The 12,355-nt window shown below is 43.7% G+C and carries 12 protein-coding genes; all 12 read left to right on the forward strand.

Annotated elements, in window-relative coordinates; all coding sequences use genetic code 11:
• The 12 genes from K1I44_RS03880 to flgB all read left to right on the forward strand — a co-directional run bounded on the left by K1I44_RS03880 (window position 1) and on the right by flgB (window position 12,354).
• Window positions 1-1,170, forward strand: coding sequence for a hypothetical protein (locus K1I44_RS03880; protein WP_219985328.1), 1,170 nt, complete (start codon window positions 1-3; stop codon window positions 1,168-1,170).
• Window positions 1,167-1,430, forward strand: a complete 264-nt coding sequence (locus K1I44_RS03885) for an EscU/YscU/HrcU family type III secretion system export apparatus switch protein (RefSeq protein ID WP_003394933.1) — start codon at window positions 1,167-1,169, stop codon at window positions 1,428-1,430. Before K1I44_RS03880 ends, K1I44_RS03885 begins: the two co-directional genes overlap by 4 nt.
• A 118-nt stretch (window positions 1,431-1,548) precedes the next feature.
• A complete protein-coding gene (gene sucC, locus K1I44_RS03890) occupies window positions 1,549-2,709 on the forward strand; it encodes an ADP-forming succinate--CoA ligase subunit beta (RefSeq protein ID WP_003394931.1) in 1,161 nt (386 codons plus the stop codon).
• Between the two features lie 19 nt (window positions 2,710-2,728).
• Window positions 2,729-3,631, forward strand: a complete 903-nt coding sequence (gene sucD, locus K1I44_RS03895) for a succinate--CoA ligase subunit alpha (protein ID WP_003394929.1) — start codon at window positions 2,729-2,731, stop codon at window positions 3,629-3,631.
• 61 nt (window positions 3,632-3,692) lie between these two features.
• A complete protein-coding gene (gene dprA / locus K1I44_RS03900; protein WP_003394926.1) occupies window positions 3,693-4,580 on the forward strand; it encodes a DNA-processing protein DprA in 888 nt (295 codons plus the stop codon).
• Between the two features lie 104 nt (window positions 4,581-4,684).
• Complete coding sequence (topA, locus tag K1I44_RS03905; protein WP_003394922.1) at window positions 4,685-6,754, forward strand: type I DNA topoisomerase; 2,070 nt, start codon at window positions 4,685-4,687, stop codon at window positions 6,752-6,754.
• 47 nt (window positions 6,755-6,801) lie between these two features.
• A complete protein-coding gene (gene trmFO, locus K1I44_RS03910) occupies window positions 6,802-8,100 on the forward strand; it encodes an FADH(2)-oxidizing methylenetetrahydrofolate--tRNA-(uracil(54)-C(5))-methyltransferase TrmFO (protein ID WP_003394919.1) in 1,299 nt (432 codons plus the stop codon).
• A 60-nt stretch (window positions 8,101-8,160) separates the two neighbouring features.
• Window positions 8,161-9,063, forward strand: a complete 903-nt coding sequence (gene xerC / locus K1I44_RS03915; RefSeq protein ID WP_003394917.1) for a tyrosine recombinase XerC — start codon at window positions 8,161-8,163, stop codon at window positions 9,061-9,063.
• A gap of 14 nt (window positions 9,064-9,077) precedes the next feature.
• A complete protein-coding gene (gene hslV, locus K1I44_RS03920) occupies window positions 9,078-9,626 on the forward strand; it encodes an ATP-dependent protease subunit HslV (RefSeq protein ID WP_279625309.1) in 549 nt (182 codons plus the stop codon).
• Between the two features lie 12 nt (window positions 9,627-9,638).
• Window positions 9,639-11,018, forward strand: coding sequence for an ATP-dependent protease ATPase subunit HslU (hslU, locus tag K1I44_RS03925; protein WP_003394913.1), 1,380 nt, complete (start codon window positions 9,639-9,641; stop codon window positions 11,016-11,018).
• Window positions 11,019-11,030: 12 nt separating this feature from the next.
• A complete protein-coding gene (gene codY, locus K1I44_RS03930) occupies window positions 11,031-11,810 on the forward strand; it encodes a GTP-sensing pleiotropic transcriptional regulator CodY (protein WP_003394910.1) in 780 nt (259 codons plus the stop codon).
• Between the two features lie 163 nt (window positions 11,811-11,973).
• Entirely contained in the window at window positions 11,974-12,354 is a 381-nt protein-coding gene (gene flgB / locus K1I44_RS03935; RefSeq protein WP_003394908.1) for a flagellar basal body rod protein FlgB, read from the forward strand.
• Window position 12,355 lies beyond the last annotated feature (1 nt).

Consider the following 12,355-nt stretch of genomic DNA (forward strand, 5'->3'; position numbering starts at 1 on the left):
ATGAACGTTCAATGGTTGCGCACGTTATTTGATGAGGCGCAAACGAACCGCCTACCGAAAGCACCAACGTTCCACATAGGAGATATCATACATGGGAAAATCGAAAAAATAAATGAAGATCGTACAGCGCTCGTTCGAATCGGAACGCATATGCTTACCGCTCATTTGCAATCGCCAGCTAAAGAAGGTGGGGCATATACGTTTCAAGTGCAACAAGCCTCCCCGCTGCTGCTAAAAATGTTGCCGCAAACGGCAAAAACGGCAGATGAAGAAAGCGTCATTCGTCACTTTCGGTTGCCGACAAACGAACAAACGAAGGCGCTTGTGCGGTGGATGATCGACCAATCTTTTTCATTTAAAACGAATGATATGGCGTCGCTTCGGCAATGGATGCAAACAGGAGGGGAAAAGGAAGCTCAAGCGATCAAATGGCTTCTTATGCACGATTTGCCGTTTCAAGACGATGTGTTTCGTTCGCTCGTCGCTTTGCAGCATGATAAGCCGTTATACGAGCAACGGATGATGCTCGCTCAAATGATTGAACGGTTGCCACCGAATGAAACGTTAACGAAACTTGCCTCATTTTTGCGCGATATGCCGGAGCTTTCCTCATTTTCACCAGAACGGGTTTATCAACTGCTCAAACAGGTGATCAAGCAACAAGATGAATCATTTTCTTTATTGCAATCAGCAGCGGCTGAAGCGACCGGCGAATTGAAAGAAGAAATCGTATCGCTATTCGAGCGCATGAAGGCGCAGCAACTATTATCGACAAGTGACGCACCGCTTCGCCATCTTTTTACCCAATTTCCACTTCTCATTGGAACGCACGCCACAGACGTGACGATTCAATGGCGCGGGAAACAACGTGAAAACGGAAAAATCGATACAGATTATTGTCGCATGTTATTTTACTTAACGATGGCGACGTTAAAAGAAACGATCGTCGATGTTCACATTCAACAACGCATTGTCCATATTTTCGTCATCAATGACACGCCGCATTTATCGTCGTACGTCTCAGCGCTTGAGCCGTCGTTAAAAAAACAACTTGCTGAGCATGGTTATACGCTTTCGACCGTTCACGTCAAAGTGCCAGAGCGCGCACCGACAAAGAAACGATTGCTCGTCGAACCATTTTCATACAAAGGGGTGGATTATCGCATATGACACGAAAACGTGCTATTGCTTTGTCGTACGATGAGCAACATGTTGCCCCTATCGTTGTTGCAAAAGGGGAGGGGACGGTTGCTGAGCGCATCATTGAAAAAGCGAAACAATACGACGTCCCCGTTTACGAAGATGAAACGCTTGCGGCGATGCTCGGCCAATTACAGCTAAACGAAACGATTCCAGAAGAGCTGTACAAAGTTGTCGCCGAAGTATTCGCGTTTATTTATCAAGTCGAAAAAAAGGTGGAGGAGCGATGATCATGCTCCTTTTTTCTTTCGTTAAAGAATTTTCTGTCTAAATGGTAGACAACTGACAAAGTATCATTATACAATGAAAGCGCTAGTACTTTTATTTTTATACATAGGAGGATGGGGTATGAATATTCATGAGTATCAAGGAAAAGAGATCCTCAGAAGCTACGGAGTAAGCGTGCCGAACGGCCGTGTGGCGTTTACGGTTGAAGAGGCGGTCGAAGCGGCAAAAGAGCTCGGCAGCAACGTTTGTGTCGTTAAAGCGCAAATTCACGCTGGCGGTCGCGGAAAAGCAGGGGGTGTAAAAGTCGCAAAAAGCCTAGAGGAAGTTCGTACATATGCGAGCGAATTGCTCGGAAAAGTGCTTGTGACGCATCAAACAGGTCCAGAAGGAAAAGAAGTGAAGCGTCTGTTGATCGAAGAAGGATGCGACATTAAAAAGGAATATTACATCGGGCTTGTTGTTGACCGTGCGACGTCCCGCGTAGTATTAATGGGATCAGAAGAAGGCGGAACAGAAATCGAAGAAGTGGCTGCAAAAACGCCGGAGAAAATTTTTAAAGAGTATATCGACCCAGCTGTCGGCCTACAAGCGTTCCAAGCGCGCCGCATGGCATTTAACATCAATATTCCGAAAGAGCTTGTCAATCAAGCTGTAAAATTTATGTTAGGCTTATATCAAGTGTTCGTTGAAAAAGATTGCTCAATCGCTGAAATTAACCCGCTTGTCGTAACGGGTGATGGAAAAGTAATGGCGCTTGATGCGAAGCTTAACTTTGATTCAAACGCGTTATATCGCCATAAAGACATTTTAGAATATCGCGATTTAGACGAAGAAGATCCAAAAGAAATTGAAGCGTCAAAATACGATTTAAACTACATTTCGCTCGATGGGAACATCGGCTGCATGGTTAACGGTGCAGGCTTAGCGATGGCGACGATGGACATCATTAAATATTACGGTGGCGAGCCGGCAAACTTTTTAGATGTTGGTGGCGGTGCGACGACAGAAAAAGTAACAGAAGCGTTTAAAATCATTTTATCTGACCCGAATGTTAAAGGTATTTTCGTTAACATTTTTGGGGGCATTATGAAATGCGACGTCATCGCTAACGGAATTGTTGAGGCAACGAAACAAGTCGGTTTAAATCTTCCGCTTGTCGTTCGTTTAGAAGGAACGAACGTTGAATTAGGGAAAAAGATTTTAGAAGAGTCCGGATTAAATATTACAGCCGCTGAATCGATGGCAGACGGCGCGCAAAAAATCGTTTCGCTAGTAAGCTAATAGAAGGGATGGGAGAAACGTGAGCGTTTTTGTTAATAAAGATACGAAAGTCATTGTACAAGGAATTACAGGTTCACAAGGGTTGTTCCATACGAAACAAATGATTGAGTACGGCACAAACATTGTTGGTGGGGTAACACCAGGAAAAGGTGGCACGGAAGTTGAAGGGGTACCTGTGTTTGATACGGTTTCTGAAGCGGTTGAAAAAACAGGTGCGAACGCCTCTGTCATTTACGTTCCGCCAGCATTTGCTGCCGATGCGATTATGGAAGCTGTCGATGCGGAAATCGATTTAGTTGTTTGTATTACAGAAGGCATTCCGGTATTAGACATGGTAAAAGTGAAGCGCTATATGGAAGGAAAGAAAACGCGCTTAATCGGACCAAACTGCCCTGGCATCATTACACCGGAAGAATGCAAAATCGGCATTATGCCGGGCTATATTCATAAAAAAGGCCATGTCGGTATCGTTTCCCGCTCCGGTACGTTAACGTACGAAGCTGTTCATCAGTTAACACAAGCGGGAATCGGTCAATCAACGGCGGTCGGTATTGGCGGTGACCCAGTCAACGGTACAAACTTCATCGACGTATTAAAAGCGTTTAACGAAGATGAAGATACGTACGCGGTCATTATGATCGGTGAGATTGGCGGAACGGCGGAAGAAGAAGCGGCAGAATGGGTAAAAGCAAACATGACAAAACCGGTTGTCGGCTTTATCGGCGGCCAAACAGCTCCTCCAGGAAAGCGCATGGGACATGCCGGTGCGATCATTTCTGGCGGAAAAGGAACGGCTGCAGAAAAAATTAAAACGATGACAGCGTGCGGCATTAAAGTCGCAGAAACGCCAGCAGTCATTGGTGAAACGTTAATTTCTGTATTAAAAGAGCGCGGCTTATACGAAAAGTGCAAAACTCATTAATCGTCACATCGTCCTAGGGCATGTTCCTTAGGACGATTTTTATAAAAAGAGGAGGGATATGATGTACGATACATTCCGAGAAAGGCTTATTCATTTGCATCATTGCCGCGGCGTTGGCTGGAAAAGTATAGCACAATTACTCCGCTTTGATTCATCGTTAACTTCCATCTTTCACCTTTCTCCTCATGAATTGCAACGATTACTTCCAATCTCGCAAAAACATTTCACTGTATTTTTCCATGATTTGCATTGTCACAAGTTGAAACGTATGATAAAAACATATGAGGAGCAAAACATTCATATTGTGACAATAGCGGATGAAAGTTACCCTCATTGGCTAAAACATATATACGATCCGCCGTGGGTACTATATGCGAAAGGGAACATACAATTGTTAACACGACGCAAAATGATTAGTGTCGTCGGAACACGGATGCCTACTCGGCAAGGGATGATAGCGATGCAAACGATCGTTAAGCCGCTTATTCAAAACGGCTGGGTCGTTGTTAGCGGATTGGCAAAAGGGATTGATGCACAGGCGCATCGTTTATGTTTGCAATATGACGGTGAAACGATTGCCGTCATTGCCGGGGGATTCAATTATATATATCCACCTGAAAACGAATCGTTGTTTCGACAGCTAGCGACAACACAGCTTATTCTTTCTGAATACCCGCCGGTTATTCGCCCACAAACGTGGCATTTTCCGATGCGCAACCGCATCATTGGCGGCTTATCTGTCGGTACGCTCGTCGTGCAAGCGAAGGAGCGGAGCGGTTCGCTCATTACCGCTCATTTTGCGTTACAGTACGGAAGAGAAGTGTTTGCGATCCCGGGCGACATATTGACAAAAGAGGCGTTTGGGACGAATCGGCTCATTCAACAAGGGGCGAAATTAGTACTAGCGAGCGAGGATATTGAAGAGGAATTTCGACACCTTTTTACATGAATGAAAGAAAAAATCGAAAAATGATGTTTGACAAATGAATACATCATCATTAATAATAATGAAGATTTTACTTTACGAATTACCTCTTGAGGGAGGACAAAATGATGTCAGACTACTTAGTCATTGTAGAGTCGCCGGCGAAGGCGAAAACGATTGAGAGATATTTAGGAAAAAAGTATAAAGTAAAAGCATCGATGGGACACGTACGTGATTTGCCAAAAAGTCAAATGGGCGTTGACATACAAAACGACTATGAGCCGAAGTACATTACGATTCGCGGAAAAGGGTCGGTCATTAAAGAATTGAAAGCGGCGGCGAAAAAAGCAAAAAAAGTATTTCTTGCAGCCGACCCCGATCGTGAAGGGGAAGCGATCGCTTGGCATTTAGCCCATCTCCTTGATTTAAACATTGATTCACAATGTCGCGTCGTATTTAACGAAATTACAAAAGACGCAATTAAACAATCGTTTGAACATCCGCGTGCCATCAATATGCATTTAGTTCATGCCCAGCAAGCGCGGCGTGTGCTCGATCGTCTCGTCGGCTACAATATTAGCCCGTTGCTTTGGAAAAAAGTAAAAAAAGGATTAAGTGCAGGGCGCGTGCAATCTGTTGCGCTTCGCTTAATTATCGATCGGGAAAAAGAAATTCAATCATTCCAACCAGAAGAGTATTGGACGATTCAAGGAACGTTTGTAAAAGACAATGATGTATTTGAGGCGCAATTTTATCGCTTGAACGGTGAAACGTTCGACGTAAAAACGGAGCAAGATGTGCAACATGTGTTAAGCCACATTCAAGGAAACGAATTTGTCGTCACATCGGTAACGAAAAAAGAACGAAAGCGAAATGCTGTTGCACCGTTTATTACATCGTCTTTACAACAAGAAGCAGCGCGGAAATTAAACTTCCGCACGAAAAAAACGATGATGGTTGCCCAACAGCTATACGAAGGGATCGACCTTGGAAGTGAAGGGACGGTCGGTTTAATTACATATATGCGTACAGACTCGACGCGCGTATCCGAAAGCGCTCAACAAGAGGCGATTCAGTATATTGAACAGACGTTCGGCACATCATATGTACCAACAGAAAAAAGAAAAGAAAAACAAAAAGCGAACGCCCAAGATGCGCACGAAGCGATTCGTCCAACGTCCGTCTGGCGCCATCCAAACGCGATTAAACCGTACGTGACGCGCGATCAATATCAGCTGTACAAACTCATTTGGGAGCGCTTTATCGCAAGCCAAATGGCGCCGGCTGTGCTCGACACAGTAGCAGTGGAACTATCAAACGGAACTGTCATCTTCCGTGCGACCGGTTCGACGGTTAAGTTTCCAGGCTTTATGAAAGTGTATGTGGAAGGGACGGATGATCCGAAAGACGAACAACAACGGTTGCTGCCGGATTTTGTTGAAGGGGAACGCGTATTTAGTAAAGACATTGAAGGAAAGCAACATTTCACGCAGCCCCCACCACGTTACACGGAAGCTCGGCTCGTAAAAACATTAGAAGAACTTGGTATCGGTCGCCCATCGACGTACGCTCCAACGCTTGATACGATTCAAAAACGAAATTACGTCACGCTCGAAAACAAACGTTTCGTTCCAACAGAGCTTGGTGAAATTGTACTAGATTTAATGATGCAATTTTTCCCGGAAATTTTAGACGTTGAATTTACAGCGAAAATGGAAAAAAATTTAGATGACATTGAAGATGGAAAAGTCGAATGGGTACGCATCATTGATGAGTTTTATCGCGAGTTTGAAAAACGGTTAAAAATCGCTGAAGTTGAAATGGAGAAAGTCGAAATTGCAGATGAAGCGGCAGATGTGGACTGCGACGTATGCGGTAGCCCGATGGTATATAAAATGGGGCGCTTTGGGAAGTTCATCGCTTGCTCCAATTTTCCACAATGTCGAAATACGAAAGCGATCGTCAAAGATATTGGCGTGAAATGCCCACGTTGTCATGAAGGGAACATCGTTGAACGAAAAAGTAAAAAGAAGCGTATGTTTTACGGTTGTGATCGTTTTCCAGCGTGCGACTTCGTGTCATGGGATAAACCGATCAATCGCCCGTGCCCGAAGTGCGGTGGCATGCTTGTTGAGAAAAAAGGGAAAAAGAGTATGCACATTCAATGTACGCAGTGCGAATATCACGAACAACAGTAAGGTGAGGCGAATACCCTCACCCATTTTATCGAGGAGGGAATATGTATATGGAAGTAACAGTTATCGGAGCAGGACTAGCAGGAAGTGAAGCGGCGTGGCAGCTAGCGAAGCGCGGCATTCGTGTTCGATTGTACGAAATGCGTCCGGTTAAACAAACCCCTGCGCATCATACCGACAAATTTGCAGAACTTGTATGTAGCAATTCTCTTCGTGCGAACACATTAACGAATGCGGTCGGTGTGTTAAAAGAAGAAATGCGTCGTTTAGACTCCGTTATTATAAAAGCAGCAGATGCTTGTGCAGTGCCAGCCGGTGGCGCTTTAGCTGTCGATCGTCACGAATTTGCGGCAAGAGTGACGGAAATGGTAGCGAATCATCCGAATGTTACCGTCATTCGTGAAGAAGTAACAGCGATTCCGGCCGGTCCGACCATCATTGCGACCGGCCCGCTAACATCGCAGTCGCTTTCAGAACAACTTCAAGCGTTGACAGGGGAACAATATTTATACTTTTACGATGCGGCAGCACCGATTGTTGAAAAAGAAAGCATTAACATGGAGAAAGTGTATGTGAAATCTCGCTATGATAAAGGGGAAGCGGCGTATATTAACTGCCCGATGACAGAGGAGCAGTTTGAGCGATTTTATGATGCGCTCATTTCTGCTGAAACAGTTCCTTTAAAAGAATTTGAAAAAGAAATTTATTTTGAAGGATGCATGCCAATTGAAGTTATGGCACGACGCGGGAAAAAGACGTTGCTGTTTGGTCCGATGAAGCCCGTCGGTTTAGAAGACCCACGTACAGGGAAACGTCCTTATGCTGTTGTACAACTTCGTCAAGACGATGCGGCAGGGACGTTATACAACATTGTCGGCTTCCAAACGCATTTAAAATGGGGGGCGCAAAAAGAAGTCATTCGTCTCATTCCGGGGCTTGAACAAGCAGAAATTGTACGATACGGTGTCATGCATCGCAATACGTTTTTGAACTCTCCAAAGTTGCTAAAGCCGACGTATCAATATAAAGAGAGAGAAGACTTATTTTTCGCAGGACAAATGACCGGTGTCGAAGGATATGTTGAGTCAGCAGCCTCAGGACTTGTGGCGGGGATCAACGCCGCACATTACGTGCTCGGAAAAGAACTGATCGTATTTCCACAGGAAACAGCAATCGGCAGCATGGCGCATTACATTACGTCAGCGAACCCAAAACATTTTCAGCCGATGAACGCCAATTTCGGCTTATTTGCCCCGCTCGATGAGCCGATTAAAGATAAAAAGAAAAAAAATGAACGGTATGCAGAACGGGCGTTAGAAACGATTCAGAATTTTTTAAAAAAGTTGTGAAATTCATTGCAAGAGCTGCTAAATTATGCTACTATTTAGTAGCTCTTGTGAGGTGATCGAATGGAAAATGTGAATTTTACGTTACATTTGTTCATTGAATATTTACAAATAGAAAAAAATTATTCAGAATATACAATTGCGTGTTATAAGCATGATATTGGCGAATTTTTCGAATTTATGGAGCGCGAACAAGTCAAACGATTGCAAGACGTCTCTTACAGCGACGTTCGCCTGTTTTTAACCGAGCTTCATAAGCGGAAGCAATCTAGCCGTTCGATTGCCCGGAAAATGTCGAGTTTGCGCAGTTTTTATAAATTTTTAGTGCGTGAAAAAATCGTTTCTGAAAATCCGTTTGCCCTTGCTTCGTTGCCGAAGAAAGAACAGAAAATTCCACATTTTTTGTACCAAGACGAATTAGAACAGCTGTTTGTTGTCAATGATTTGAATACAGCGATCGGTCAACGAAACCAAGCCATTATCGAGCTGTTGTACGCAACGGGTGTACGGGTAAGTGAATGTTGTAACATTCGCTTATCACACATTGATTTTTCGGTATGTACCATTTTAATTTACGGAAAGGGAAATAAACAGCGATATGTCCCGTTCGGTACGTACGCCAAAGAAGCGCTTGAACGATATATACAAGACGGACGTCAGCAACTGATAAGTAAAGCAAAAGCGCCGACGGATGTGCTTTTTTTAAATGCGCGCGGCGGCGCGTTAACGCCAAGAGGGGTGCGTCATATTTTAAACGACATCGTCGAACGCGCTGCTCTTTCGCTAAAAGTAAGCCCCCATATGTTTCGGCATACATTTGCGACCCATTTGTTAAACGAAGGCGCTGATTTACGTTCTGTACAAGAATTGTTAGGGCATGCGCATCTTTCATCGACGCAAGTGTATACACATGTAACGAAAGATCATTTGCGCCACATTTATTTACATTCCCACCCGCGCGCATAACGAAAATAAGGAGGATGTTTATGAGCCAATTTCATGCGACGACGATTTTTGCGATTCGCCACCAAGGAAAAGGGGCGATGGCAGGTGATGGTCAAGTAACGTTCGGCAATGCTGTCGTGATGAAACATACCGCACGAAAAATTCGTAAACTTTTTCATGGCAAAGTGTTAGCTGGCTTTGCGGGAGCGGTAGCCGATGCGTTCACGTTGTTTGAAATGTTTGAAGGAAAGCTAGAAGAATACAATGGAAATTTACAGCGCGCTGCGGTTGAGCTAGCGAAAGAATGGCGGAGCGATAAAGTGTTACGCCGGTTAGAGGCGATGTTAATCGTCATGGACGACACCCATTTACTCCTCATTTCCGGAACGGGGGAAGTGATCGAACCGGATGATGGTATATTAGCGATCGGCTCAGGTGGCAACTATGCGCTAGCGGCAGGGAGAGCGTTAAAGGCGTATGCAGGTGAGCATTTAACAGCGAAGCAAATTGCGGAAGCGGCATTAAAAGTAGCGAGCGATATTTGCGTGTACACAAACGATTGCATTATTGTCGAAGAGCTGTAAGGGGGGAGCGGCATGTTAACGCCAAAACAAATTGTTGAAAAGCTTGATCAGTTTATCGTCGGTCAGCATGAAGCGAAAAAGGCGGTGGCGATCGCGTTAAGAAATCGTTATCGCCGCAGCTTGTTAGACGAGAAGTTGCGCGATGAAGTCGTGCCGAAAAACATTTTAATGATCGGACCGACGGGCGTAGGAAAAACGGAAATTGCACGGCGGTTAGCGAAACTTGTTGGCGCTCCGTTCGTAAAAGTAGAGGCGACGAAATTTACTGAAGTCGGGTATGTCGGTCGAGATGTCGAATCGATGGTACGCGATCTCGTCGAAACGTCCGTACGCATTGTCAAAGAGAGAAAAATGAACGAAGTGAAAGATCGCGCGCAAGAGTTGGCGAATAAGCGTCTTGTTGAATTGCTCGTGCCTGGAAAAGCGAAGCAGCCGATGAAAAATCCGTTCGAACTTTTGTTTGGCGGCGCGCAAGAGCAACCGGAGACAGGAAGCGATGAGCAACACATTGTTGAAAAACGGCGACAAATCGCTTGGAAGCTCGCAAACGGAGAGTTAGAAGATGAATTTGTGACGATTGAAGTAGAAGAACAACAACCGCTTATGTTTGACTTATTTCAAGGTGCTGGCATCGAGCAAATGGGCGTCAATATGCAAGATATGTTAAGTAGCTTTATGCCGAAAAAACGAAAAAAACGAAAATTAAAAGTGAAAGAAGCGCGCCATGTACTCGTGAACGAAGAAGCGCAAAAGCTGATCGACATGGACGAAGTGACGCAAGAAGCTATTCGATTAGCTGAACAGTCAGGTATTATTTTTATTGATGAAATCGATAAAATTGCGCGAAAAGGACAGACTGGCTCATCGGCTGACGTTTCGCGTGAAGGGGTGCAGCGCGACATTTTGCCGATTGTGGAAGGGTCAACCGTTATGACGAAATACGGGCCAGTGAAAACGGACTATATTTTGTTTATTGCGGCCGGTGCATTCCACATGGCGAAACCGTCCGATTTAATTCCGGAACTGCAAGGGCGTTTTCCGATTCGCGTCGAGCTGACGAAGCTGACGGTAGATGATTTCGTAAAAATATTAGTAGAACCAAACAATGCGCTGTTAAAACAATATGTCGCTTTACTTGCGACAGAAGGTATACAACTTGAATTTTCTGACGATGCTATTCGTAAAATTGCGGAAGTGGCGTTTGAAGTGAATCAACAAACAGATAACATTGGCGCACGCCGCCTTCATACGATTATGGAAAAGTTGTTAGAAGATTTATTGTACGAAGCACCGGATGTGCATCTTGAAAAAATTGTCATAACCCCGCAGTATGTGGAGAAAAAACTCGGAAATATTGTGCGAAACAAAGATTTAAGTCAGTTTATTTTATAAGGAGGATGCGAGATGAATTTACTTGAAAAAACGAGAAAAATTAATGCGATGCTGCAAAATGCGGCTGGAAAACCAGTAAACTTTAAAGAAATGGCAGAGACGCTTTGCGAAGTAATCGAAGCAAACGTTTTCGTTGTTAGCCGTCGGGGCAAATTGCTCGGATTTGCGATTAAACAAACGATTGAAAACGAGCGAATGAAAAAAATGTTGGCTGACCGTCAATTCCCAGAAGAATATACGAAAAATTTATTTAACATTACAGAAACATCGCCAAACCTTGATATTGATAGTGAGTATACGGCGTTTCCAGTGGAAAATAAAGATTTATTTAAAAACGGGCTAACGACGATCGTCCCGATTATTGGTGGGGGCGAGCGTTTAGGAACGCTTATTTTATCCCGTTTAGATAAAGAATTTCACGATGATGACTTAATTTTAGCTGAATACGGTGCAACGGTTGTCGGAATGGAAATTTTGCGTGAAAAAGCGGAAGAAATTGAAGAGGAAGCGCGCAGCAAAGCGGTCGTTCAAATGGCGATTAGCTCGCTTTCATATAGTGAATTAGAAGCAATTGAACATATTTTTGAAGAATTAAATGGGACAGAAGGCTTGCTTGTTGCAAGTAAAATTGCCGATCGAGTCGGCATTACGCGTTCGGTTATTGTTAATGCATTGCGCAAACTAGAAAGCGCTGGAGTTATTGAATCTCGTTCCCTTGGAATGAAAGGAACGTACATTAAAGTGTTAAACGATAAGTTTTTAACAGAGCTTGAAAAATTAAAACATCATTAATAAGAAAAGCTTCTTGTCTCCAAATAAAGCAGGCATCTTTCTCGCAAAGATGCCTCTTTTGTTAAAGTATGTGAAAAATAGTCCAATGTTCCCTATATACATATTGGAAATAATTTTTTACAATAAAGGTGTCGAACGGTGTCTTTACGAGGAGGAATATGTCGTGAAATTGTTTTCACATACGTTTCAAATATTAGAACAAGGATTAAATTACTCATCATTGAAGCAAAAAGTGATCGCAAACAACATTGCGAATGTCGATACACCGAATTTTCAAGCGAAAGACGTTCAGTTTCGAAATGAATTTCATCAGGCGTTGCAAGCGTATCGTACGGATCCGCGCCATTTTGAGTTTAAAGGAAGCACAAACAAATTTTTCGTGACAACGAAAAACGATCTCGTTTACAATCATAATAAGAACAATGTCGATTTGGATAAAGAAATGTCGGATTTAGCGCAAAACCAAATTTATTACAACGCGTTAGTCGAGCGGTTAAACGGGAAGTTTAACTCCTTAAAAACGGTCATTAAGGGAGGAAAATAAT

Source organism: Anoxybacillus sp. ST4, assembly GCF_019448545.1.
GTDB classification, from domain to species: Bacteria; Bacillota; Bacilli; order Bacillales; family Anoxybacillaceae; genus Anoxybacillus; species Anoxybacillus pushchinoensis.